The sequence below is a fragment of the Chryseobacterium limigenitum genome (assembly GCF_900114875.1).
GTDB classification, from domain to species: domain Bacteria; phylum Bacteroidota; class Bacteroidia; order Flavobacteriales; family Weeksellaceae; genus Chryseobacterium; species Chryseobacterium limigenitum.
Window position 1 is genome coordinate 105,939 of record NZ_FPKW01000002.1, and the last position, 26,752, is coordinate 132,690.

The following is a 26,752-nucleotide window of genomic DNA, read 5'->3' on the forward strand; positions in this document are numbered from 1 at the left end:
TTTGGGGTAGACACAAATTCCACAAACACTTTCACAAATAACCACAGAAAATATTGTTTCAAAAGACACCCGTTGCTGAGTGAAACGCCCTTGCGAACCCTTGCGTTAAAAAAATTCTATTCAATTAATTTTCTTCAATAAAACAATTATAAAAACAAAACCTACTTCCGTTTCCGAAAGCAGGTCCTAACATATGTATGAAAAGTTGGTTTAACGAGTACAGTTGGCTGTCCAGGTTTTACCATCCTTGATGTATAGGATTTTCAAGTCGTTATTATCAATTCTGATATAAGATGTGCCATTTGATCCTACCATTACTAGAGTATGATCACCTTCCTGATTAAATTCAATCCCGTTAAGATCAGGAATACTGTTTGAAAATGCGAAATTATACTTTGTACCACTCGCAATTTTCGTTACAAATACACTTCCGCTATTAGTGTTAATGTCTGTTCCTCCATCCTTATAAGATATGGTTCCTTTGTACGTTCCGGCGAAGAAGTCATTATTTGTAGGATCATCATCTCTACTGCAAGATGAGAATGACATTGCCGTGACAAGTACCAACATAAAGATACCTAAAATTTTAATTGCTTTTTTCATAATATTATTTCTTTAAGAGTTTTGTAAGGTAAATTTGCCAAATTCTATGTCGAGTGGAAATAATAGAATTAATTTAACTTTTAATTAGAATTTTTAGTAAAAAATTAAGATTTAATGATTTTTAGCTTATTTATTTTAAATTTTGAACAATCCGCATTTTTTTATTGTCGAAAAAAATATCCTTATATTTGTTTTGTCTTAAACGGTTTCGGAAAACTCCCGAAATCGCTTTTGTCGTTTTACACCATTACTATTTATGCAGTTAAAAACTATCAACGAAAAGTTTCTTCCGGATCTGTTGAAAAAGGAATTTGGAAAAGAAATTTTTACTCAACTGGAAAATACTCAACACATTTCTGTAAGAGGAAGTGCAGGTTCTTCAGCTTCTATTTTTGTTGCTGAGCTTTTCTTAACGCAAAAGCATACAATCCTTTATGTGCTTGATGATAAGGAAGATGCTTTGTACGTCAATACAGAATTGGAAGATCTTTTGGGCAAAGAAAAGGTTTTGTACTTCCCTGCAACCCACCTTGAGCCTTATCAGGTTGAAAAAACGCAGAATGCCAATTTGGTTTTAAGAACTGAAGTTTTAAATAAAATAAATTCAGGCAAATCCCCGAAAGTAATAGTTGCCTATTCCGGAGCTTTATCGGAAAAGGTTTTAAAGAAAGAAGATTTTAAAGCAATTTCTCATCAGATTAAAGTGGGCGACCAGCTTGATTTTGATTTTGTGGATGAATTGCTTACCCACTACAATTTCCAGCAGACTGATTTTGTGTCCGAACCGGGAGAATTTTCCGTGAGAGGGGGAATTGTAGACGTATTTTCTTATTCTTATGAAAAACCTTATCGTGTAACTTTCTTCGGAAATGAAGTTGAGAGCATAAAAACTTTTGATATTGAAACCCAGCTTTCCATTGAGAAAGTAAAGGAGCTTCAATTGGTCTCCAATATGAACTTTTCAGTGTCAGGAACCAGAGTCTCTTTGCTTCAGTTGTTGCCAAAAGAGAGTTTTGTAGTTTCTAAAAATGGTGTTGTAGGACTTCAGAGGATTAAATCATTTTACGAAAAGTCTTTAGAAAAATTCGAAACTTTAAGTAAAGATATTGCTCACAGAGCGCCGCAGGAATTATTTATTTCTGATCAGGAATTTTTGTTTGATTATAAAAAATTTAAAACAATTGATTTCAGCAGTGTTTCCATTGAAGGTTTAAAAGATATTGTTGAGGTTAAAATTGAACAGACTTCACAACCTACTTTTCATAAAAACTTTGAATTATTAATTGAAGATTTAGAAGATAAGCAAGGTGAAGGCTTTGAAACATGGATCTCTTTTTCCACGGATAAACAAAAAGAAAGACTCGAATCTATTTTTGAAGAGCTCGAACATCAAGTTCCTTTTAAAAGTTTTAAATCTGAACTTCATGAAGGTTTTGTAGATAATGACCATAAACTTTTGGTCTACACAGATCATCAGATATTTGACCGGTATCAAAGGTATAAAGCGAAAAACAACTTCGCAAAATCTGAACAGCTTACCTTAAAAGACCTGATGTCTCTGAAAATCGGAGATTACATCGCTCACATTGACCATGGAATCGGTAAATTCATGGGATTGGTTAAAGTGAATAATGATGGTAAAATTCAGGAATGTTTTAAACTGACCTATAAAAACGGTGACTTATTATATGTAAGTATTCATTCGCTTCACAAGATCTCAAAATTTAACGGTCCGGATGGAAAAGAAGTTGTTCTAAGCAAGTTGGGATCGCCAGCCTGGAAATCATTAAAACAGAAAACAAAAGCCAAAGTAAAACAAATTGCTTTTGACCTTATCAGATTATATGCCGAGAGAAAAACGGCAAAAGGTTTTGCTTTTACACCGGATTCTTATCTACAAAATGAGCTGGAAGCAAGTTTTATTTATGAAGACACACCGGATCAGGAAAAAGCAACCATTGATGTAAAAAAAGATATGGAAGCCGATACGGTAATGGACAGACTTGTCTGCGGAGACGTAGGTTTTGGTAAAACGGAAGTGGCTGTGCGTGCTGCTTTCAAAGCGGCGACTGATGGGAAGCAGGTTGCTATTTTGGTTCCGACCACGATTCTGGCTTTTCAGCATTATAGAAGTTTTAAAGAAAGATTAAAAGATTTTCCGGTAAATGTAGACTATGTGAACCGTTTCAGAACCGCCAAACAGAAATCTGAAACATTAGCTGCTTTAAAAAACGGAAAAGTAGATATTATCATTGGAACACACCAGCTGGCAAGTGCAAGTGTTAAGTTCAAAGATTTAGGTTTATTAATTATTGATGAAGAACATAAATTCGGAGTTTCGGTAAAAGATAAATTAAAGACTTTAAAAAGTAATGTTGATACGTTGACATTAACGGCAACGCCAATTCCCAGGACATTGCAGTTTTCATTGATGGCGGCGCGGGATTTATCTGTAATTAAAACGCCACCGCCAAACAGACAGCCTGTTGATACACAACTTGTTGGGTTTAATGAAGAAATAATTCGTGATGCAGTTTCTTACGAACTGCAAAGAGACGGACAGGTTTATTTTATTAATAACAGGATTGAAAACCTAAAAGATATTGCAGGACTGATCCAAAGACTGGTTCCTGATGCAAGAGTAATAACGGGTCACGGGCAAATGGAAGGCAAACAGCTCGAGAAGAACGTTCTGGACTTCATGGAAGGTAAATATGACGTTCTGGTTTCCACAACCATTGTAGAAAGTGGAGTAGACGTTCCGAATGCGAACACTATTTTTATTAATGATGCTCAGCGATTCGGGATGGCAGATCTTCACCAGATGAGAGGTAGGGTAGGACGAAGCAACAGAAAAGCGTTTTGTTACTTGATCACTCCGCCATATGATATGATGACTGCAGATGCAAGAAAACGTCTGGAAGCGATTGAGCAGTTTTCCGACCTTGGAAGTGGTTTCCAGATTGCAATGAAAGATTTGGAAATTCGTGGTGCCGGAGATTTATTAGGAGCCGAGCAGAGTGGATTTATCAATGAAATGGGTTTTGAGACCTATCAAAAGTTAATGCAGGAAGCTCTTGAAGAACTTAAAGACGATAAAGATTTTGAAGATTTATTTGATAATGAGGAAGATCGAAATAAACTCTTTAAATCTGTAAAAGATGTCAACATTGATACCGATCTGGAATTAATGCTTCCAGACTTTTATATATCTAATACTGAAGAGCGATTGTTACTTTATCAGAAGCTTGCTGAAATAGGTAATGAGGCAGATCTTCAAAAATTTGAGTTGGAATTGATCGACCGTTTTGGAAGTTTGCCCAATGAAGCAATTAATTTATTAAAGAGCGTTGCTCTAAAATGGCTTGCCTCAGACATCGGTTTTGAAAAGATTGTCATGAAAAACGGAGTGTTTTTAGGATACTTTCCGGGAAATCCTCAAGACAAATTTTACCAAACAAGTAAGTTTAAAAATATAATTAGTTACCTAACCTCAAATCCTGCGGAAGCCCAATTGAAGGAGAAAGTAAGCAAAGAAGGAAATCACCTTATGATGAGAAAAGATAAGGTAATAAATGTCGATGAGGTGAATTATCTATTAAGATCGATTTTGAAAAATGAAAATTAATTCAATTTAAAGGGAAAAATATATTGTCTCAAATTGATCGAATCTGAGACAAAACGTTATATTTCAACAAATTCGGCGTTTTCAATATCGAAAATGAATAGAATTTGTTGAAATATTTATTTTATAGATGATTTTCGTCATGTATTTTCAAAATGAACAAAAATTTTTAATAAAATAATATTAACGTAACGTAAGTTTTTTTATTCCTGATTCTTAGAAAATTACAAATATAAATTCGATATTTTTCACCATTTGCAGAAAAGTTTTTAAGATTGATGCACTTTAAAAATTAATTCAAGCACATTATTTCTACTAATATAAAAATGCCACAGAAGGATACCTGATGGTGAATATATGTATGTGATAAAATCACTCTTTGTTGATAAAAATCAGTATTTAAATATCCTTTAGGTGAATTATTGTCTCAAATAAATATAATAAAATTGGATTTAATTCAACATGACAGGAAATAATTCTACTTTTTATAGATTTAAAATATCTTGTAAATTGCTTATTTCTATTGATTTACGAAATGTATATGGACTATTTAAGCGATTTTTTTTCTTTATCTTTGCAGACCTTATTATGAAAAAAATTATGTATTTATGCGTGGTTGGGCTGCTATCGGTCTGCACTCACGCACAGGTGGGTGTTGGGATTAGTACTCCCCAAACTACTCTCGATGTCAACGGGAAAACCACCTTAAGAAAAGAACTTAGAGTCGGCGGTACTTCAACCCAGGTCGGAAATGCCGGGTTAAATGGCCAGGTTTTGGTTTCCCAGGGAGATGGGATCTCTCCTCAGTGGAAATCATTGAACAATGTCTCCTTTATGGAGGAAGGACAGTACAAATTAACCAATTCGTATTTGTCATCGGATCAAGCAGGTATTACTATTCTTTCTAACGGAGTCTTGGGCGACAGTGTTTACAAAAACAGTGTTGGTGATGATATCAATGATTCCAGTAAAGGGAAATGGGTGACAATTGCCGGCCTTGAGAATAACTTTACTATTAAAAACGGGCTCAACAGACTTACGTATCAATTCCAGACCGGGGTTGAAATGAAATCCTCAGCATCAGATGCATCTCAGAATGTAAGCTTTACCTGCGGTATTTTCAGAAACAGTAAGCTTGTAGCTGTACGTCCGGACAAGATTTCTTCAACAAATAATTCTGAGAAAAACGGTATCCAGGATTATATTTTCACATTGAATTATACGGAACCAGACGTTCCGGTAGGTGTACACAAGGTTGAGGTTGCATGCAGGAAAATTAATGTATCCAACTCAAATGCTCAGTTTGCTATTGGGCGTACTGTAGCAAGCAACAGTAATCTTTCTAATGCATTCACTTTAGAATCTGCATTTAAAATAGATCTTATCGAATTTATAACCTACAAAGTAAACTAATCAATGAAAAATATATTATTTGTCCTATTTTCTACAATAGGGTTGTCTCTTTCTGCTCAGGTGGGAGTAGCTACTCCTACGCCGAAAGCGATGCTGGATGTTAACGGAAATATTAACCTTAGAGGAAAATTAGTGGTTCTGAATGCTGCAGACAGCAAACTTTCAGAAGGAAGAGATGATCAGCTTTTGGTTTCACAAGGTGCAGGACTTGCACCTACATGGAAGTCTCTTCGTATTCCTGATTATGAAACCAATAAATTTTATTTAATTTATAATAACTCTTTTTCAGACAGAGTGGGTGCAACCTTCACTTCTTCAGAAGAACCTACGATTGCATCAAGATCTGCTTCTTTCACGAAGGACAGTAACTTTAGTAGTTTAAGCCAGTTCAAAAAGATTCCGGGATTATCTCAGACGTTTAATGTATACAGCACGGAAAGTAAAACTTATTTTCAGTTTGAAACAGTAATTCAGGCCAACTTTACAGTTGTAGGAACTACAGATACATCAATTGATTACGCATGCGGAATTTTTGTTGATGATAAATTAATAAATCTAAGACAAGGAAATCTGAAAGCAGTTAATTCAACTAATCCTTTCCTTACCCATAACCAGATCGGTCTTGCTCAAAACCTGGCAAAAGGAGCGCACTCAGTGAGTGTAGCTTGCTCAAGATTAAAATCTTATAACGTACCTGCAGGAATAACATTAGGGGTAGGTACCAATGTTTCTGATAATATTGATTCTTACATCTCTCAATCATCATTTAAAGTAGATGTTTATGAGGTTCCACAGGTATTTAATGCGATAACAAACTAAATCATGAAAAAACTATTATTAATACACTTTTCTTTTCTCGCAATATTTTCCAATGCTCAAGTTGGCATAAACACGCCGGCGCCAGTTAATACACTGGATATAAATGGTGATCTGAATGTGAGAAAAGAAATAAGAATCGGAGCTTCATCTGCTACAAAAGGAACTGCGGGAGCTAAAGGAACTATATTTCATAATAATGCAAGCTTAAACGTGAATGACTGGAAAAATATAAAAGTAGCCGACGGAATGGGCAGTATGTCTCTTTTTTCTATGAGCAGCGTTTTTGATAAAATTGGAGTACAATTTTCAGGAAACAACGGGGCTATAAGTCCTTATCCGGAAAATATGAATATTACAGGAGACTGGACGGTGTTAACAGGAACCATAAGCACTTTTTCTGTTACCAATGCAACCAATAAAGTCACATTTACATTCCAGACTACTGCTCAAAAGACGGTTAATGCGAATACTGCTAATGCTAATGCATCGATGAGTTTTGGCTGCGGAATTTTTGTTGATGATAAACTGAAAGCAGTAAGAACAGATGTACTTTTAGGAGCAGATGGTACCAACAAAATCTTTAACCTTAATGCAACGCTTACCAATATTGAAATAAAAAATGGTTACACCGTAAAAGTTGCCTGCACAAAAAGAAACTTAAATGGTGGAACGATAGGAATTGGAAGAGCTGTTAACACGGGATTTTTAAATTCAGATATGTCGCAATCAGTATTAACTACATCAGTATTGCAACCATTTTAATTTTTGATAATAAATAGTAATTGTAAATCTAAAGGCGCAAGTTTTTAGATTTTTTTTTGTTTTAAACATTAACTTTTATGAATATGTGATTTTTTAGTCCATTATTTTAGGAAAATAAATTATATTTGGCCTCATTAAAATCATTAACCATGAGTAAAAACTTTCTATTTAAAGCTCTTCTGGGGCTTGCATTCGGATTTCTGGTGTCTTGTGACAACACAACAGATGATCCCATCAATCAAAATAAAACAACCAACACAAACAATAACGGGGGAACTCCAACGATTACGGGGCCAAGAATTTTAAGTAAGATTATTAGCGGTGGTAACACGCAACAGGAATTTATTACAACTGCCGGAGTTCTGGAAAAAGGTATATTTACGGATGCAAGCACTCCTAATTCTTTCTTTACCGGTACACCAACATATACAGGAACAAAAATTTCTAAAGTGAAGTTTGCAGGTACTGCAAGTAACAGTGCAGGTTATGAGTTTAATATTACTTATGACGTGAATGGAAGAATTTCCGCAACAACATCTACTATTCTAACGGGATCTACGATTGTTGGAAATAGTGATTATTTCTACACTTATGATTCTGCTGGAAAAATCACAAAGATCCTGGAGAAGAAAAAGATAGGAACGATGACACCTACTTATACTCATTTTACGGAAAATACATTAACATATTCTGGTGATAACATCACAAAAGTAGTTTCTGTAATGGGAGTAATGGACAGTAGTGGAAATCCGCAGGCGGGTTCTTCATTGGCAACTACGTTCAATTTTACCAATTATGATGCGAAGATCAATCCTTATACAACGCTTCCTAAAACATTTTTCTTGATGTATAGTTTGATCCATCCTGCTAATTTCTATTATTTATCTTCAAATAACGTTGGAAATATGAATTTTGCATATCCGGCACCCGCACCAGCAATTTCTATTAATTTAACGTATCAGTATGATACTCAGAATTATCCTGTTTCAGATCAGACTCAGTCTGCCAGTTATGTTTATAAAGCATTATAATAACGGTCTAAATTATTAGTTTTATTATAATGTGAGCAGATATATACTTTTTATTCAAAAAAAAATTATATTTTTGGGAAAATAAATAATCCCCCTTAAGGAATGAAACGACTTTTCTATTTTGTTTTACTATTGGCAGGTTTTTCTGCAATACATTCTTGTAAAGATATGTTGGATGAAAATGGAGATCCATTAGTAGATATAAATAACAATAGCGGCTTAATAGGCCCTAGAGCATTGTACCGAGAAATTACAGATGCCGATACAATTGCCGAATATCATTATAACGGATTGCTTTTATCAAAAGTAATTACAGACAGTGCATCTATTACAGATGTAATGTTCAGTGGTGATAAGGTAAGTACTATCAATTTCCGTGGTTTCCTTGATATGGACGGAGATGGAGACTTGGAGAAGGACAGTATCGCTTTTTCTCAATTGTTTACATATGGTAATACGGGAAGATTAGAGTCTATCTCAGAAAACCGTTCGATCTTCAGAAGAGCGGCGCCGATTCCTCCTGCAACTTTAGGAGTAAAATCTCTTTTCAAAAAAACGAAAAGTATTTTTAATTTAAAATATAACGGATCTACAGCTAAGCTTGATTCTATCATTATGAAAAATGGTGATGATGTTTCAGGAACTCCGTTTGCTTACACAAAATATACAAAAGTAGGTTACGAATATGTAGGCGATAATATCTCTAAAGCTGTAAAATATTATGGGGCGATGATAGGAACGACAGGAACAGTATTTGGAACACCAACTCAAAAATTGGGTTATGCCTATTCAAACTATGATACTCAGATAAGCGCTTATACGCTGTTGCCTACTGCTTACAAAATATCTGCACTTATATCAACAGATTATAAGGATATCAGAAGTTTAATGCTTTCGCCGAACAATCCTAAAAGAATATCGGTAACAGATCTTTCGTTGCCAATTCCTGCTCCGGATGTATTCTCTACAGACTATACTTATGATGCGCAGACTTATGTTAAAAAAGGATTTGGGATCAATTTTATTTATAAACCTTTATAAGAAATAATTTTTTTAATAATATTTAAACTCAATTCTTCACCGGATTGAGTTTTTTATTTTTTATCTCTTAATTTTGCAAAAAATTTCTCAATGAAATATTTAATCGTAGGTCTTGGAAATAAAGGCCCTGAATATGAAAATACACGTCACAATATAGGATTTAAAGTAGCCGAAAAAATAGCCGAAACATTGGAGGCTTCATTCAAAACTACCAACTTCGGATGGCTGGCTGAAGGCAAATATAAAGGCAGAAAAGTATTGGTTTTAAAGCCGGATACTTATATGAACCTTTCCGGAAACGCCGTAAAATTTTGGATGCAGAAAGAAAATATTCCTTTAGAAAATGTAATGATCGTCACAGATGATCTTGTGCTGCCTTTCGGGACATTAAGAATGAAGATGAAAGGCTCAGACGCAGGTCATAACGGGCTTAAAAACATTAATGAGGTTCTGCAGACACAAAATTACGCAAGACTTCGTTTTGGAATCTCTGCTGAGTTTTCAGAAGGGAGACAGGTAGATTACGTTCTCGGAACATGGAATGAAGAAGAAGCCGAAAAACTTCCCGAAAGAATAGAAAAATTCTCTAAAGCTTGCCTTTCATTTGTTTTTGCCGGAATTAATAATACAATGTCTGCTTTTAACGGAAAATGATTTTCTAATTAAAGCCTGAAAATAATAAAAGACCACCGAAATATCGATGGTCTTTTTCAAAATATAATCTAAAAATTAACTAACTATATAATAGTGAATTAAGTCTCCTATAACCAAGTTACAACTCCGGTTTCAACATCATAGTTGGCTCCAACTATTTTGATTTTACCTTCTTGTTCAAGTCTTGCAAGGGTTGAACTTTGCTTACGGATATCTTCAATTGCGCTTTTTACGTTCTGCTGATTCAATCTTTCCAAAAGTGCGCTGTTTTTTGATGAACGATCTTCACCTTCTTCGATAATTTCATTGATGATCGGATCGAAATGATTGATTAAATGATTTAAGTTATCCATTCCTAATCCTTCAATTTGTGCTGCATCAAGACCGCCTTTTAAAGCGCCACATTTTGTGTGTCCTAAAACTACAACAAGCTTAGAACCTGCTACGTTACAGCCAAATTCCATTGAACCTAAAATGTCCTGATTCACAAAATTACCCGCAATTCTAATACTGAAAACATCTCCCAGTCCCTGATCGAAGATAAGTTCCGCAGAAGTACGGCTGTCGATACAGCTTAAAACAACTGCAAAAGGCCATTGCCCTTCACGCGTAGCATTTACCTGCTCCAAAAGATCTCTGTTGGCCTTCAGATTGTTTACAAATCTTTGGTTTCCTTCTTTTAGAAAATTTAATGCTTTTTCAGGAGTAATGGTTGACTGAGTTTCGGATGTATGTGCTTTCATATGATATGTTTATTTGAATTTTATTTTAAAGTTAAAAAAATATTTGTTGATAAATGAGCTTACATTGCTCTTCTATGTGTAATTAAGATGTGAGAATCTTCATTGGTTTCATAATCTTTGTAAGAAGTTTTAAAGCCTAAAAGTTCTACATTGATGTCTTCTTCTTTCGCCCTGATATTCGCGAAATCCTGAATCATTTCCAGTACATCTGTCGCGATATATGAAGTTCCTCGGGCATCGATGATCACTGTAGAATTAGGTTTAATATTTCTTAAAGTCTTTTTAATAGCTGCTTTATTTAAAAATGAAACTTCCTCAGCCAATTTGATGTTAATTCCGTCTGCATCGTTCAGTTTTTCTCTGCTCAGATAGTAAGCTCTCTTCATATTTCCTTGTAAAATATAGAAAACTGAGATTGCTAAACCAATTCCGACACCTTTTAATAGATCGGTCGCAACAACAGCCACAACAGTCGCCACAAAAGGGATAAACTGGAACTTTCCTAAATGCCAGAAATGCTTAAATGTTGCCGGTTTTGCAAGTTTATAGCCAACTAAAAGTAATACCGCAGCCAATGTAGCCAGTGGAATTAAATTTAAAATCATCGGAATCGAAAGTACACAAATTAATAACAGAACTCCATGAATGATCGCTGAAAGTTTTGATGTTGCACCCGCATTTGCATTCGCAGAACTTCTTACTACAACCGAAGTCATCGGAAGCCCGCCAATGAATGAACTTATCAGGTTTCCGATTCCCTGAGCTTTCAATTCAAGGTTGGTATCTGTAATTCTTCTTTGTTGGTCTAATCTGTCGGACGCTTCGATACAAAGTAACGTTTCAATAGAAGCTACAATAGCGATCGTTGCTCCTACGATCCATACTTTTGGATTGGTAAATCCGTTGAGGTCAGGCGTTACGATCAAATTTTTAAAATCATCAAAAGACTGTGGGATTGGTAAGACAACCAAATGTTGAGGGGCAATCGCCAATGAACTTCCTGTCATTTTGAAAAATTCGTTCAGTAAAATACCTGCAACTACGGCAACCAAAGCTCCCGGAAGCATTTTCATTCTTTTCAACGCTGGAATTTTATCCCAGGCCAAAAGAATTCCGATAGAAACTAATGTTACAACAATAGCTCCCAGATGAATAGCTCCGAAAAGTTCTGTAAAGTAGCCGAAGTTGAGTCCGTTATCAAAAATAGATTCATGACCTTCATAATCTTTATCAAATCCCAATGCATGCGGAATTTGTTTTAAGATAATGATAATCCCGATTGCGGCAAGCATTCCTTCAATTACATTATTGGGGAAGTAATTTGAAATACTTCCTGCTCTTATAAATCCTAAGATCAACTGAATAAGTCCTGCAATCATTCCTGCGCAAAGAAAAAGTTCAAATGCGCCCAGATCTGTAATTGCCGTTAATACAATGGCCGTAAGACCTGCAGCAGGGCCGGAAACCGAAATATTCGAGTTACTCATCGTTCCTACTACTAAACCACCTACAACACCTGCGATAATGCCGGATAAGGGTGGAGCTCCTGATGCTAATGCAATTCCTAAACATAACGGAAGTGCAACTAAAAATACAACGAGTCCTGAAGGGAAATTCTCCTTAATTCCTCCTATTAATGATGTGTTTTTCATGATATGAAAATGCTGTGATATGACCGGTCGGCTGTGAATGACCAGTCATAAAGATTGGAAATTTAATTTTTAAAGCACGTGTCTATTCGATATCAAAAATTGATATGAATACTATTAAAAAATCTGGCTATACTTAAAAATTAAGCTTCCGGAGGCGGAGAAAATATGGTGAGTAACGGTGATAGATGAAAGTCGTCATCTACCAGTACAAAAGATCTGCCTGAAAGATCAGGCTCAAAAAACTTTACGTAATCGAATACATTTAAAGTCTTTGGAAGTGTTTTTTCGTAAACAGTAAAAGTTGTCGGGTGAGAATGGGGCTCTTCTTCATTGATGATAATATTGGTTCTCTGTAATTCCCAACCGAAAACTGCAGCAATGCTCGGCAGCGCTGTAAAGTTCAGGAAAAACGTTAAAACAATAATACTCCAGAATTTCATCCCTAAAATTTTAAAAAGTTTATTTAACTTTTCTTTTTACTCATTACCCAGTCAGAACTTGTAAGGTTGTAGATTTTTTGGATGTCCTTTAAGGTTTTTTCAAAGTCGATCTCCAAATCAATGATCTTACCTGTTCTAAGGTCGAAAACCCAGCCGTGAACCACAGGATACTCTTCTAAGATGTATCTTTCCTGTACACAGGCCATTTTGATCACGTTGATGCACTGCTCCTGAACGTTTAGTTCTACGAGTCTGTCATAACGTTTGCCCTCATCTGCAATAGAATCAAGCTCAGCTTGGTGCAGTCTGTAAACATCACGAATATTTCTCAGCCAAGGATTCAATAATCCTAAATCCTGAGGAGTCATTGCTGCTTTTACACCACCGCAGTTGTAATGCCCGCAAACGATAATGTGTTTTACTTTTAAATGTTCTACAGCGTATTGAATGACTGCTGTTGAGCTCATGTCTAAAGTATTCACCACATTGGCAATGTTTCTCGTTACAAAAACTTCGCCCGGCTGCGTTCCCATTAATTCTTCTGCCGTTACTCTGCTGTCTGAACATCCAATATACAGGAAGTCCGGATTCTGAGTTTTGGCTAGTTCTTCGAAGAACGTTGGGTCATTGGCAACTTTTGATTCTACCCATTTTTTATTGTTCTCGAAAATAACTTCGTACGATTGAGACATAAATTAAAATTTTAAAAAGGATTAATTATTTATTTCGTTTAAATTATTTTCAGATTCAATAGATTAAATCAATAATCATGCAAAAATATAATTTTTGTTTTAATAGCAATTAGTTTTAACAAAGTTTAATATTAAAATATGCTTAAAATCATATGAAAACTTCGGAATGAGCAGGTTTCACAGTTTTTTCTGTTAATATATTATGTTTTTGATAATTTAAACAGACAAAATTTAGATATAAAAATACAAACAATTAAGAATAAAATGAAATTTTAAAATTAATATATTCTTAATTGTTCCAAAAAAACCGCCTCAAGACTGAGGCGGTTGAAAAAAATCATAATATCAATTATTATTCTTTAATAATTTTCACAATAGTTTCGGAGTTATTGATTCTTACTAAATAAGCTCCTTGTGTAAGAGAAGACAAATCGGTCTGTTCATTCTCAAACTTACCTGATTTTACAAGCTGTCCGGACATGTTATAGATCTGATAATAATAATCTTTAGCTTTATCATTTCCTTTGATGTACAGAATGCTTTTCACAGGATTCGGGAAGAACTCAAGTTTGTTTTGCGCTACTTTTTCCTCGATGATAGATTTTGGTAAAACTGTTTTAGCTTCTCCAGATGTAGCATTTGTTACCTGCAATCTTGGAATTGGACCTAATTCATTACCGTTTTCATCATATTTTACTTTCACACAACGACAGCTTTGACCAAAATACGGGTCAGCATTACTGCTAAATGCAGTAAGATAATTTCCATTGTTCTGAATTTCTACTCTTAAAGCTCTTCCTGTATAATTTGAGTTAAGACCTCCTAACCAAAAACCACCATACGTGTAATCAATGATATTGAAATCCGGAGCAGCAGGAGAAGCTTCTATTGTATTTCTACTACCTCTGACCCCAGAATTTACAAAACTTCCTATATTATATGCAGGGTTGGCGAATGTGTAACCAATTGCTGCAGAACTATACGGCGTTCTGTTGATTCTTGTTCCTCCATAATTATTAGGAATACTGATTCCTGTTGTTGGTTTATAAAATGGAGATGCACCGACACTTGTGTTGGCTACACCTGTTAAGTCAGGTATTCTCCATCCTTCCGGACAAGGGTCAAAAGGTGATTTTTTTCCTCCTCTTCCCCATCTTTCCGGAGCTAAATTGGGCTCGTTGGCCAACCAGTCTGCACCATTCGTATGATTAATATCTGTTGCTTTGGTAGTCATTGTTGGAACCATGAAGATCATTGGATTTTTCACGGAATACGATAAAACTTTGCTGATCTTATCTGAAGTTTTATCGGTAGCCAACACACTAGACTGAACAGAATAGTCAGGATATTTTTTAAGATATGCATCTGAATAATACGTTGCAGAAGCTAGGGTAGTGTAGGTCACCGTACCATTCGCCTGCGCTGTTCCTAAATAAACAGGAGCTGAATTTCTATTTGCGTTCACAAAAACCGGCAACGGATCCTTTCTTCCCCATTGGAAATGTAATCCGGCTGTTGAAGTAGTTTTATTGGCTTCATCAATAGCTTGATTGGCTCCCAAATCTCTATCCATTATTTCAGTCTTTATTACTTCACCTGGTTTAATGTAATTGATATAATTAACAGCTGCTTGATTAGGCAATTCTGTCGTATAAACCACAGAGGTGATCGGGGTATTTGTTACCCAAATATGCCAGCTCCAGTAAATTGGATTTGTAATACTTCCGTTGTGCAAAGTAACTACAGCGTTACCAGACTGGTTAGGAGCGATCTTAACAGTGATATTTGTATTTGAAATCGCTGATAATGAACCCGGAGCAGTATTTGAAAGTGAAATATTGCTGATCAAACTCGTGTTGGTAGACCACAATACATTAGCTTTCAGATTATTGAAATTTGCTGCATTTAAAATATCAGGATTATTCAACAATTTACTCTGTGCAGAGAATGCTTTACTGATTGGGATCTGAATAGTAGATTCAACCGTATTTTTAACGATAGAATAGGAGTTTGGATTATTTAATCCTTCTGCGTATTCAACATCATCATTAAAGAATTCGGTTGGGAAATCATATTGATTTACAACGTATAAAGGATCTTTGATACATCTACATCCGTTCGCTCCCGATGTTGCGCCACCTCCTGCAGGATAATATTGATATCTTCCTGTGATTGCCGGTAAAGAAGAATCCGGTGTGTCCGGCTGATCTCTGTCCGGAATCATACGGAAACTTCTGGCCGAAACGGAAGGGGTAGTGTCAAACCATTTTGCCATTGTTGCAGTCCATAAATACGTTTCATGCTGATCTGAATATTGGCCTTCATGATATCCTCTTACAAGAACTCCGGTTCCAGGGAAGATTCCCATGTTGTTTCCTCCTACATTGCTTAGATCTACCCCAACATTATTGTAAATCTTAAAGCCTTTCATATAGCTTGGAGTGTTGTTGTCATTAGGTTTAATGATGTGATATTTGTTGGCTTCAAAAACATTTTTACCGATGTTGTTTTTAATTCCGAATGGGCTGAAATCCACTCTCAAATCATCAATATAACTTGTATTTCCTAAGTTTGCAACAAGCATTGAAGGTATTCTCCATCCATTTGGACATGGGTCAAATGATGACTTGTCTCTATAAGGGTTTGCGTTATTGTCATCGTTGTAATTGCTTACGGAATTAAGCATTCCTCTTGAATTATCAGACCATAAATTTAGTTCAGATAATTTATCTGTAGTAAGTGATGATGAGTTTCCGAACCAGTTTACCTGTAAATTAGCATTATTATTGTAAAGTGCCTGACCAGAATTATCATCCTTGTTTACATAAATTAAGCTTAAAGGATTTTTAACAGACAAACGAATATTGTTTGATACAGTTGCATTCGACAACAATACTGTTTTGATTAAATTATCAATTTTTGTCGCTCCATTAGCCATATTTCTGGATTGCTTATGTCTCACTCTTCCGACAGATCCTGAAGCTTCATAGAAATCATTTCCTTTGTAAGCTAAAGGCGGAATAGGGTCTTTTCTTCCCCATTGATACAGTAAACCTCCATTTTTATTAAATTCGGTTCCGGTAATTGTGTTGCTTAAAGCTCCTAAGTTTCTGTCCATCCATCCCCAATCTGAACTTGGAATTGGTTCTATGGTTCCGTCACTTTTTTGTCTTTTAACGCCATCAAAACTTTTGTAAGTTGATCCGTTTCTAGGATTATCAGTCACCCAAACGTGCCAAGACCAGAAAACTTCTCCATTTACTTTGTAAGCAATTACGGCATTTCCTTCTTTAGTTTTGTTGATAGGAACTTTGATTTTGGCATCTTCGCCTGAACCTACAATTTCTAAACTGTAGTTGGTTCCTGATTTTATCAAACCTTGAATATCTTCCCAATAAACATCTGCAGTTATGGTACCTGTAGGAATCGGGCTTCCTCCCATGCGAGAATCGGAATTCCACATTTTGTAAGCTTTTTTCACAGGAATATATAATCCGTCACTGTCCTGATTAGGCTCGAAAATATAACTGTTAGGTGCTTTTGCCCAATCTAATGCATTGTTGTCCGGAAGCGCTCCCGCATTGATGGCGAAACATTGCGTAGAACATTCGGAAGCATCATTATTATATGAATTTGTATTTCCAAAAACGCCTGTATACTTGATGAATTTTGAAATTTCTCTTTCAATATCCTGTAATGATCTTTTGGTCTGATAAGAAGTTGAAACATCATTTCTCAAGGCACCAACACCATACAATGTTAATTCTGTAGTGTTAGATATTGACAGGTTTTCAGATCCGGGGCCTCGTCTTGCAACATTATTCGTGTATCCAAAGTAAGGAGCTCCGTAATTACTTGTGCTGTTTGGTGTTAGGTCAATAAATGTACCGTCACTTTTATAAGCTCTTAAACCTGTTGCAATACTTGAAACAATAACCACAGGTTCCTGATCCGGGATAAATTCAGATAAATTTTTATAAATTCTGTTATACAAATTAAAATATCTGCTTTCTAAATAAGCCGGATTTTTAAAATTATGATATCCGGGACCGTCAGCATCTCCCGGCCACTGACTGAATTTCATGTAAAATCCATTAGCCGAAAACTTCCCTGCAAACATGTATACGGGATCATCATAACTGTACAGATAAGGAATCGGGTGTCCCGCCGCTTCATTGTAAATAAATTCCGGAGTTGTTCCTAACGTATTAGTAATTGCTCCTGTATTTACCAGTTTTACAGCTTTTACACCATTGGCTTCCGTTATAACATCTGATGGATTGGTCGGGGCAAAAACTACATCGTCTTTTTTATTATTCATTAAGACGTTGCTGAGTTTATTCCAAGAATACGCAGATGTTACTCTGTCTTTTACACCCGTTACTTTTCCGTTGGCATCTGTGATAAGGGTACCATCTTTTTTAGGTGTTAAAAGCATGGTATACTCATTTTCATCCAGATCGCAATTTACGGCGGCATAATCTGCGGCTTTGTAGTGAGTTACGGCTTTGTTCCATGCTACAGTTGTGAAATTGCTTGCCGAATCTGAACTTAACTCAACTTTTAAATTGTAAGTCGGGTTTGCGGATGCGGGTAATTCAAAAGTAGCTTTCAGCGTTTCATTATACTGATTGTAGGAGTATAATGTTTTACACCAGCCGGTAATCCATTCTCCCTGAGCATTCTGATACTTAATGGATAGCAGGATGTTGCTGTTTGTGAATGGTTTGTTGAGCATTCCGCTCATTACAACCAGTCCTTTTTCATTCACATTCTGTGAAATGACGATCAGAGGATCCAGATCAAAAGTACTCGGTGGAGTAGCTGTTTTGATTTTGGAGCCAATGGGTTTCTCATTTGGCTTGGGGACAGGTACTGTCCTCGAATAAGCATGAGAAGATGCAATACAGAGTACTGCAGCAAAAATCTTGAGTGTCGATTTTTTTTTCATACGTGTTAAAATTAAAGTGTTTTTTTTTGAAATATTAAGTTATTTAAGAATCATATAAATTTGAGATAGAACTCCAGGTGTTAATGTTAAATATTTCATTCCCAACTTAGGAAATGAAGAAAAAGATTCTGTAATAATGAATTTACTGTTTCTTGTGTTAAACCAACTTAGTATTTTAAATTATTTTTCTGATAAGGAGTTTTAGTTTTTTATTAATTTTTTTTTTGACTAGATTTGTACGGAGTAATATAAAGCACTAATTTTTAGTGCAAATATATTTTTTAAAGAAACACAAACAAATAAGTCAAAAAAACATGACCACTAATAATATGAATGATGATTCAATAATTTGCCCTGTACAAAAACTTTTAAAGTTTCTTTCCGGAAAATTAAAACCTGAAATATTTCGGCTGTCTATTAAATCACCTTTACGTTTTAATCATCTTCTGCGTCAAATAGAAGGTTCCAATAAACAATCATTAGCAATAGCGTTAAAAGAATTTGAAGAAATGAATATATTAGAAAAGATTGTGATTAAAAGAAAACCTTTACATATCGAATACCATCTCACAGAAAAGGGGAAATCACTTGTTCCTGTTTTTGAACAGCTGGAGGGTGTTATGATGAATAAGAATTTTTAGAATACTTGATTCATAAAAGTCAACAAAAAAATAACTTCCCGCAATAGAGAAGTAAATTTTTATTAAAAAAGTAATATAGATTTATAAATCTATATGATTATTTATACTTTATTGTTGATGTAACCTACTGTAGATTTTCTAGTTGAGTAAATTTTTCCGGGATTCCCAAGCACTACGGAATCAGCAGGAACATCAAAATTAACGTAGGCATTTGGAGCGATCAGAACATTCCTTCCGACTGTTATCCCACCTACAATTACAGCATTTGTACCAATCCAGACTTCGTCTCCAATGGTAGGAAAACCTACGAATCTTCCGCGGTTTTGCTGTCCGATAGTTACCCCCTGCGCGATGTTGCAGTTCTTGCCGATTTTAGCTTTAGGGTTTATGACCAGACTTCCCCAGTGTCCTATATAAAATCCTTCTCCAATTTCAGTTTCAGGATAGATCTGATAGCCGTATTTTATTTGATAGTGTCTTAAAACTATCCTCCAGAAGATTCCAAGAATAGCATTTTCTTTATGTTTTTGAGCTTTTCGTAAGATATAAATAAAGTGCAGATTGGGGTTGATGCATTTCGTTAAGATCTCAAATGTTGAAAGCCATTTTCCACTTTCGCGGTAAAAATCTTTTTGTATGATGGAATAATTCGGCATAGTTTAATATTTATACTTCATCAATTATTTCTTGAAGCTTTTGTACAGATTTTTCCAAAACGAAAGGCAGATCTGTGTTATTTATTTGTTTTTTGTATTCCTCGGCAAGATCTTTATCGATAAGGAATTTTTTCATCCCATCATAAATTCCGTCTTCAGAATTTGGAGTTATAGTTCCTAATTTTCCGTCCTGCAGCAGATCTTTAATTCCCGAAATATCTGTCGCAGAAATCGGTTTATTAAGAATAAGCGCTTCTGCAATAATGGTGGGAAATCCTTCGTGGCGAGAAGACATGATATAAAAATCTGCCTTTTTCAAATAAGGATAAGGATTACTTTTAAAACCTAACATTTTTGCCGTTTTCTGCAGACCTAATTGATCAAGCAAAGCCTGAATATTATGCAGATCATATCCGTCACCAATAATCAGAAGCTGATGTTTAAAGCCTTCATCAAGCAGTCTTTTATGAACTTGCAATAGTCTGTCATAGCCTTTTTGAGGATAAACAGTTCCGACGCTTACAAAAGTAGGGATATTATTGTCAAAAGGGTAATCATCAACAAAAGCATTTGCTTTTTTTAGTGTATCTTCTTTGTCAATCGGGTTGAAAATTTTTATAACAGATTGTTTTTCCGCTTCGTTTTGGGCAAGTTTGTGCATTTCTTCTTCCAATTTGTTGGAAATGACCAATATTTTGTCAAACTTGAAAAATTCTCTTATAATGTCTGTGGTATATTCTTTTAGATTAAAAATATCATTCTGAACCCAGATTATTTTTTTTGAATCTTTCTGCGGACTTGATAAAATTTCCCTGTAATATCCGTGGATAGCAGCCAGCTCAATATCATACTGTTTATTTTTCAGAACAAATTTATAAAGCAGGGAAGGAAACCATAGAAACATCTTTTGATAAAGAACACGAAAAGCTTTTACAGGAATTTCATGAGGTCTGTTGGTTGTAATCATTTCTCCTTTCAACAAGTAAAAAACATTGACCCAAGAAGGCACTTCCTTAATATAAATGCCCGAATATAAGTTGATTAATAAATCTACTTCATACTTATCTGCGGGAATGTTTTTTAGAAAAGTTACTAAAACTTTTTCTGCTCCGCCATGACGCAGAGAACCGATTCTAATTAATATTTTTTTCTTCAAAACAATAGAATATTATTTATTTAGATTTCTTTTAAGTTTTAGCAATAGACCAAATTGTCTTGTTTTAAGAAGTAAAAATAAGACTTTTCGGTAATAGCTTGAATATAAAAAATGGTTGGAATCCAAAGATGAACTTATCTTATGCAGCGATTTATGCGCCTCTTCCCTGTTTAGTTTTTTACCAATAATTCCTTGATCTATACTGGCTTCGGCGATGTCCCAGTCAACCCTGTAAAGATATTTTTTTACTTCTTTCTCTTTTTGCTTTTGAAAAGAAATAAAATCTTTTATGGCAGAATGTAATATAAAAAGAGTGTTGAAAGAATGCTGTACTCTGCTTAAAGAGTTTTCGGTATATTCATAGTGATAAAGCGCTGCGTCAATAATCTTTATGGCTTTAATTTGTTTTATATATTCCAGAAAAAACATCAAATCTTCACCGTAGCTGATTTCTTTATTAAAAAGAATTTTGTTTTTTATTATAATCTCCCTGTCAAAGAATTTTACATAAGGGGCGCCATAATATAATAAGTTATTTTTAACAAATAATTCTGAAAAGTCTGTCTGTAACGGATAAGTTTTATAATACAGTTCCCTGGGTTTTCCTCGTATAAGATTCTGAAGAAGTAAAGTCTCAGAGGACTCATAATTATCAATAAACACCTGAAGGTAGTTTTTTTCAACCCAATCATCAGAATCAATAAAACAAATGTTTTTTCCTTTAGCATAAGAAACTCCAATATTTCGGGTATCACTTACACCGCTGTTCTTAACTTTATCAATAACTTTAACTCTTGCATCTTTTTCGGTGAAAGAATTCATTATTTCCAGAGAATGATCCGCAGACCCGTCATTTATTAAAAGCAATTCAAACTCGGTATAAGTCTGTTCTAAGATAGAGTCAATACATTTATGCAAACTGGCTGCAGCATTGTATACCGGAACGATAACGGATATGTAAATGCTGTCGTCTAAAGTACTTCTTTCCATTGCTCTATTATTTTTTCTTTCTTCCATTTGCCTGATTCTTCGAAAGATGATTTCATAAGCTTACTTAATGTTTCATCATTACTGATAAGGGTTTCCAGCTTTTCAGCAAACATCTTCGTATTGTGTAAAGGTATTAAAAATCCATTCTTTTCATTGATAATATCTGAAGGGCCGAATTCACAATCATAGGCAACAATAACATTACTGCAAAACATTGCTTCAAGTAACGCTAGCCCAAATGCTTCACTGAGAGAAGTGAAGGCAAATATTTTTGATTTTCTTAATAAATCTGATATTTCGGCTGGCTTTTTTATTCCTAATAATAAAACAGAGTCTTCTAAATGATGTTCTTTAATGTAATCAGCAATAATACTTGTTTCAGGGCCATCACCGATGATTTGTAATTTCCAGTCGGGTGGTTTTATGGTGTCTTTAAATATCTTAACAAGTTCAAAAACATTCTTGGTTTTATCCAGTCGCCCAACGACACTTATAATATTCTCTTTTTCATTATTTGGAACAAAATGTTGTTCTTCAAAAATACTGTCGGCAATATTTGGGATAAAAAAAGTTTTGTTCAAAGACTCATAATATTTTACGGAAGGTTTATTAATACAAACGATGCCTTTCAGTTTTTTGTAGTTGTTTCTCAGTAATTTATCATAGATGAACCCGCCGACACGAAAGGAAGAATGTTCCCAGGCGATATTTTTTTGGCTAACCTTTTTATTCAAAGAAAGCATTGAAGAAAGTTTATACCAACAGGTTATGATGGTGTCGTACTGGTGATGGTTTTTTTTAACCCAATCATTCATAACCTGATACGAGCCTAAATCATATAAATAAGCATGGATATTGTATGCTTTGGGAATCCAGCTATATTTTTTTTTAATTTTAGTTCCCAATTGGGCATATTTATTTGCAAAAGAGTCAACATAATGCTTTTTTACGTTGGGATGCATGGGATAAAAATCTTCATGAGGAGCCATCAAAAAAAGAACTTCTACATGGTGTCCTTTTTCGGCCAGTTCCCAGGTGAGATTACACAGAACCTTGGCAACACCTCCCGGTTTGAGATTTTGATAGTATATAAATAATTTTTTTTTCATTGTGTTTTTTATTTTATTCTCCTTGCTTTTTTATACTTATGGGGAATATTTTCTTTTAAATATTGATCAAGTTTTTTCTTATCTGTCTCCAGTTCCCTTGGATAGCTGGGATTGTTCTTTAATACAATATCACCATAATCTTCTACAGTACAAAGGAATTGTGCGGGATTTCCTATAAAAACAGTATTGTCCGGCATAGACTGGGATAAAACGGAGTTCGCGCCCAAAATACAGTTGTTGCCAACTTGTACATCCTGCATAATGACAGAATTTAAACCAAGCATACAGTTGTTACCGATTTTTATTCTCCCAACGATTCTTGCATCTTCATATCCCGGGATTTTTTTTAAAAGATTGGCCGTACCACCATGGTTTACAAACCTTACTCCGCCGGCAATGCTCACATCATTACCAATTTCAATAAGATAGGGCTCTGTACCGAAATAAATTTTATCGGGCATATTAAAATTCTTGCCAACTTTCATTCCCTGGTATTTCGCTGCTTCTAAACTTGCTTTATTTAAAAGATTATGATAAATGGAATGTATTTTTAAGAGGATTCTAAATATTAAATTCATCATTATTCTAAATTGTTTTTTACTTTTGCAAAGAAAAAAAATTTAAATGATAAAAATTTCCAAAATTGAATATTATTTACCAAAAGATATTCTTACCAACCAAGATTTGGAAAAAGAGTTCCCCGAATGGAGTTCAGACAGAATTAAGGAGAAAGTTGGAATTACACAACGACATATTTCTTCTGAAAATGAAACTGTTCTGGAACTGGCCATACAATCTTCAGAAAAAATATTTAAAACCTACGACAGAAATAAAATAGATTTTATACTATTTTGTACCCAAAGTCCGGATTATTTTTTACCAACTACAGCGTGTATTTTACAAGACAAACTTGGTTTGAGAAAGAATATCGGTGCAATGGATTTTAATTTGGGATGTTCCGGTTTTGTATACGGATTGGCGTTTGCAAAAGGATTAATTTCTGCAGGTATTGCCAAAAGTATTTTGCTAATTACTTCTGAGACTTACACCAAGCACATCAACCCAAAAGATAAGGCCAACAGAAGTATTTTTGGTGACGCCTCTGCCTCCGCAGTTATTGAGAAATCTGAAAGCCCGGAGGATTATAAGTTCTGTCTTGGTACAGATGGAAGCGGTGCCGAAAACCTTATCGTAAAAAAAGGAGCATTCAAAAAAGATTTTGAACTCAATCCTAACAACGAATTTGACCCGGAAAATCTTTATATGAACGGCCCCGAAATTTTTAATTTTACTATTGAAAATATTCCCGGATTGGTAAAAGAAACGTTGGAGGTAAACAATAAAACAATGGATGATATTGATTATTTTGTTTTCCATCAGGCTAATTCTTTTATGCTTAATTACTTAAGAAAGAAAACAAAGATCCCGGCAGAAAAGTTTTATATTGATATGGAGAAAACAGGAAACACGGTCTCCGCAACAATTCCAATTGCCTTAAAAAATATGATGGATAAAGGGACGCTAAAAGAAGGAGATAAGGTATTGCTGGCTGGTTTTGGAGTAGGGTACTCTTGGGGTGCTACGATAATAGAAATTTAATAATTAATCATAAAATCAAAAATATTATGAAAACATCAGTTTTTTTAGAAAAATTACAAGAGGAATTAGAAGAGGACGAAACGCTTACTGTTGAAACTAATTTGAAAGGATTAGAAAGCTATGATTCTATCAGTTTATTGACAATAATTGCTTTCGTTGACGAAAATTTCAATAAAAAAATTGACACAAAGCAATTTAAAGATATTGAAACAATTTCAGATTTAATGAATATTATAGGAAAAGAAAATTTTGAAGATTAATGAATCCTTTTTCCTTACAAAATAAAACAATCCTTATTACAGGGGCTTCTTCCGGCATTGGAAGAAGCTGTTCTGTAGAGTGCAGTAAAAGCGGAGCCAACCTTATTCTTATTGCAAGAAATGAGGAAGAGCTAAAAAAAACAGTGTCATTGCTAGACCCGGATTCGAAAGCTGAGGTTATTATTGCAGACATCGTCAATGCTGAAAATCTTGAAGAATTAATTGCCGAGAAAGTTTCAATTTTAGGTAAAATATCAGGATTTATTCATTGCGCAGGAATTGAAAAAACACTGCCTTTGAAAAAGCATAATTCAACACTTTACAATGATATTTTTGCTGTAAATGTCATTGCCGGATTTGAATTAGCTAAAATTTTATCTCTAAAAAAATACAAAAGCGAAGTTGCCAGCTTTGTTTTTATTTCTTCTGTTGCAGGTTTGGTGGGCGAAATAGGGAAAACAGCCTATTCTGCCAGTAAAGGTGCTGTAATTTCAGGGGCAAGATCTATTGCAATGGAGCTTTCAAGAAGCAATATCCGTGTTAACAGCATTAGCCCTGCAATGGTAAATACCCCAATTCTGAACAAAATGTTTGAAGATGTTGGCGAAGAATCGTCACAGGAAATCTTAAAAAAGCATCCGCTTGGTATCGGAGAACCGGAAGATGTAGCAAATGCATGTGTTTTTCTGCTTTCAGATGCCGCAAAATGGATTACAGGCTCAAATTTGGTTGTCGATGGGGGGTACTCAGCTCATTAACTATTTTTTGTGAACTTCTTTAATAATCTCTTCCACATCATTAAAGATTTTCTGATTATCAAACTGTTTTTCAATGTCTTTCAGGTTTTCCTGAATGCTTTGAACCAGCTCTTTATTCGTTAAAAATTCTTTCATTCCATCGAATAAACTTTCCTGAGAATATTCGGTAAGATAACCCGTAGATTTATGCTCTATCATTTCTGGAATGCCTCCAACTGCTGTTGCCAAAATGGGCTTTTGAAGGATTAAAGTTTCAGCAATAATTAATGGCCAGCCTTCACTCTCGGAGGGCATAATATAAAAATCGGCATTCTTTACATAAGGGTAGGGGTTCATTTGTGTTCCGAGAAGCAAGAATGAATCCTGAACACCTAATTCTTGTATTCTTTTTTGGAGAAGACTGTAATCTTCACCGTCACCAACTACTACAATTTTATGAACCAATCCGCTCTCCAGAAGTTTTTTATGAGTCTCCAGAAGAGTTCTGTACCCTTTTCTGTAGTGTAATCTTCCTACTGAAACAAAAGTTGGGATCTTCTTATCAAAATTAGGATCAAAAGCCTTTGCTTTTACCTTCAATTCTTCAATGGGGATGGCATTTAAGATAACTTTACCGGGAGGAAGCTGTAAATCTGGGTAGTTCTTATCTAAAACATCTTTACACTGCTGTGATCCATAAATGATGTAATCAAACTGCTTCATGTTATTGAAAATTTCCTCACGAAAAGGTGCAAAGCCTTCTTGTGATAAATCAGAATGCAGCCACGCAATTTTTTTTGAATTTTTATTGCTTGAATTTAAAACTGATGAATAAGCAGCATAGGTAGGGGCAATTTCTACATCATACTTTTCGTTTAAAATGGCATCAGCTATTTTCGGGCTTTTTTCTGCCTGTTTTAGTTTTAATCTTCTCTTGGCCAGCTGAATTTTTTGAATCACAGAATTTTTAGAAAAATCTTCTTTTCCTTCTGTTATAAATGTTTTTCTGATATGTGTCGGGAACTCATTCCTTAATTCACCCTGATTCATGTTTAAGCATATCGTCATCTCAAACTTGTTTTTGTCAAGATTGTTAAGCATGCTTAAAATTACCTTTTCCACCCCTCCCATTTCCATGGAACGGTGTCTGAAAAGCACTTTTATTTTTTTATTCATCA

The 26,752-nt window shown here is 34.8% G+C and carries 23 protein-coding genes; 11 read left to right on the top strand and 12 right to left on the bottom strand.

Annotated features, from left to right (window positions below; genetic code table 11):
* Positions 1-210 precede the first annotated feature (210 nt).
* Positions 211-603: a hypothetical protein gene (locus tag BT156_RS03175; RefSeq protein WP_072407164.1), complete on the bottom strand. Its 393-nt coding sequence runs from the start codon at positions 601-603 to the stop codon at positions 211-213.
* A 256-nt stretch (positions 604-859) separates the two neighbouring features.
* Here BT156_RS03175 and mfd point away from each other — a divergent pair, with 256 nt between their 5' ends.
* The 7 genes from mfd to pth all read left to right on the top strand — a co-directional run bounded on the left by mfd (position 860) and on the right by pth (position 9,948).
* On the top strand, positions 860-4,231 hold the full coding sequence (mfd, locus tag BT156_RS03180; RefSeq protein WP_072407165.1) for a transcription-repair coupling factor: 3,372 nt from the start codon (positions 860-862) through the stop codon (positions 4,229-4,231).
* Positions 4,232-4,816: 585 nt separating this feature from the next.
* The gene (locus BT156_RS03185; RefSeq protein WP_072407167.1) at positions 4,817-5,641 is read left to right on the top strand and encodes a hypothetical protein; all 825 of its coding nucleotides are present in this window, start codon (positions 4,817-4,819) and stop codon (positions 5,639-5,641) included.
* Positions 5,642-5,644: 3 nt separating this feature from the next.
* On the top strand, positions 5,645-6,460 hold the full coding sequence (locus BT156_RS03190; protein WP_072407169.1) for a hypothetical protein: 816 nt from the start codon (positions 5,645-5,647) through the stop codon (positions 6,458-6,460).
* A 3-nt stretch (positions 6,461-6,463) separates the two neighbouring features.
* Positions 6,464-7,222 carry a hypothetical protein gene (locus BT156_RS03195; protein WP_072407171.1) on the top strand — a complete coding sequence of 253 codons (759 nt, stop codon included), beginning with the start codon at positions 6,464-6,466 and terminating at the stop codon, positions 7,220-7,222.
* Positions 7,223-7,371: 149 nt separating this feature from the next.
* A complete protein-coding gene (locus BT156_RS03200; RefSeq protein WP_072407173.1) occupies positions 7,372-8,253 on the top strand; it encodes a hypothetical protein in 882 nt (293 codons plus the stop codon).
* Between the two features lie 102 nt (positions 8,254-8,355).
* Entirely contained in the window at positions 8,356-9,294 is a 939-nt protein-coding gene (locus tag BT156_RS03205; protein ID WP_072407175.1) for a hypothetical protein, read from the top strand.
* A 90-nt stretch (positions 9,295-9,384) separates the two neighbouring features.
* The gene (pth, locus tag BT156_RS03210) at positions 9,385-9,948 is read left to right on the top strand and encodes an aminoacyl-tRNA hydrolase (RefSeq protein ID WP_072407177.1); all 564 of its coding nucleotides are present in this window, start codon (positions 9,385-9,387) and stop codon (positions 9,946-9,948) included.
* A 107-nt stretch (positions 9,949-10,055) separates the two neighbouring features.
* Here pth and BT156_RS03215 read toward each other — a convergent pair whose 3' ends face one another.
* The 5 genes from BT156_RS03215 to BT156_RS03235 all read right to left on the bottom strand — a co-directional run bounded on the left by BT156_RS03215 (position 10,056) and on the right by BT156_RS03235 (position 18,426).
* Entirely contained in the window at positions 10,056-10,691 is a 636-nt protein-coding gene (locus BT156_RS03215) for a carbonic anhydrase (protein ID WP_072407179.1), read from the bottom strand.
* Positions 10,692-10,750: 59 nt separating this feature from the next.
* A complete protein-coding gene (locus tag BT156_RS03220) occupies positions 10,751-12,343 on the bottom strand; it encodes a SulP family inorganic anion transporter (protein ID WP_072407181.1) in 1,593 nt (530 codons plus the stop codon).
* A 140-nt stretch (positions 12,344-12,483) separates the two neighbouring features.
* Positions 12,484-12,783, bottom strand: a complete 300-nt coding sequence (locus BT156_RS03225) for a hypothetical protein (protein ID WP_072407183.1) — start codon at positions 12,781-12,783, stop codon at positions 12,484-12,486.
* Positions 12,784-12,806: 23 nt separating this feature from the next.
* Complete coding sequence (locus BT156_RS03230; RefSeq protein ID WP_072407185.1) at positions 12,807-13,475, bottom strand: carbonic anhydrase; 669 nt, start codon at positions 13,473-13,475, stop codon at positions 12,807-12,809.
* A gap of 352 nt (positions 13,476-13,827) precedes the next feature.
* A complete protein-coding gene (locus BT156_RS03235; protein ID WP_083582276.1) occupies positions 13,828-18,426 on the bottom strand; it encodes a T9SS type A sorting domain-containing protein in 4,599 nt (1,532 codons plus the stop codon).
* A 314-nt stretch (positions 18,427-18,740) separates the two neighbouring features.
* On the opposite strand from BT156_RS03235, the gene BT156_RS03240 reads away from it, so the two are divergent.
* On the top strand, positions 18,741-19,067 hold the full coding sequence (locus BT156_RS03240) for a winged helix-turn-helix transcriptional regulator (RefSeq protein WP_072407740.1): 327 nt from the start codon (positions 18,741-18,743) through the stop codon (positions 19,065-19,067).
* Positions 19,068-19,168: 101 nt separating this feature from the next.
* Here the strand turns inward: BT156_RS03240 and BT156_RS03245 are convergent, their stop codons facing one another.
* The 5 genes from BT156_RS03245 to BT156_RS03265 are packed head-to-tail and all read right to left on the bottom strand — an operon-like array spanning position 19,169 to position 23,559.
* Positions 19,169-19,723, bottom strand: coding sequence for a serine O-acetyltransferase (locus BT156_RS03245; RefSeq protein ID WP_072407187.1), 555 nt, complete (start codon positions 19,721-19,723; stop codon positions 19,169-19,171).
* Positions 19,724-19,733: 10 nt separating this feature from the next.
* A complete protein-coding gene (locus BT156_RS03250) occupies positions 19,734-20,885 on the bottom strand; it encodes a glycosyltransferase (RefSeq protein WP_072407189.1) in 1,152 nt (383 codons plus the stop codon).
* A gap of 6 nt (positions 20,886-20,891) precedes the next feature.
* Positions 20,892-21,896 (bottom strand): glycosyltransferase family 2 protein, encoded by a 1,005-nt coding sequence (locus BT156_RS03255; protein WP_072407191.1) that lies wholly within the window; start codon positions 21,894-21,896, stop codon positions 20,892-20,894.
* Positions 21,851-22,978, bottom strand: coding sequence for a glycosyltransferase (locus tag BT156_RS03260; protein ID WP_072407193.1), 1,128 nt, complete (start codon positions 22,976-22,978; stop codon positions 21,851-21,853). Before BT156_RS03260 ends, BT156_RS03255 begins: the two co-directional genes overlap by 46 nt.
* Positions 22,979-22,986: 8 nt before the next feature.
* Positions 22,987-23,559 (bottom strand): acyltransferase, encoded by a 573-nt coding sequence (locus BT156_RS03265; RefSeq protein ID WP_228429968.1) that lies wholly within the window; start codon positions 23,557-23,559, stop codon positions 22,987-22,989.
* A gap of 43 nt (positions 23,560-23,602) precedes the next feature.
* Between BT156_RS03265 and BT156_RS03270 the strand changes: the two genes are divergently transcribed.
* The 3 genes from BT156_RS03270 to BT156_RS03280 are packed head-to-tail and all read left to right on the top strand — an operon-like array spanning position 23,603 to position 25,595.
* Entirely contained in the window at positions 23,603-24,577 is a 975-nt protein-coding gene (locus tag BT156_RS03270; protein WP_083582277.1) for a ketoacyl-ACP synthase III, read from the top strand.
* Positions 24,578-24,603: 26 nt separating this feature from the next.
* Positions 24,604-24,837, top strand: a complete 234-nt coding sequence (locus tag BT156_RS03275; protein ID WP_072407195.1) for a phosphopantetheine-binding protein — start codon at positions 24,604-24,606, stop codon at positions 24,835-24,837.
* On the top strand, positions 24,837-25,595 hold the full coding sequence (locus BT156_RS03280) for an SDR family NAD(P)-dependent oxidoreductase (RefSeq protein WP_072407196.1): 759 nt from the start codon (positions 24,837-24,839) through the stop codon (positions 25,593-25,595). Before BT156_RS03275 ends, BT156_RS03280 begins: the two co-directional genes overlap by 1 nt.
* Here the strand turns inward: BT156_RS03280 and BT156_RS03285 are convergent, their stop codons facing one another.
* A complete protein-coding gene (locus tag BT156_RS03285) occupies positions 25,596-26,750 on the bottom strand; it encodes a glycosyltransferase (protein WP_228429971.1) in 1,155 nt (384 codons plus the stop codon). It abuts the gene before it with no gap.
* Positions 26,751-26,752: the final 2 nt, after the last annotated feature.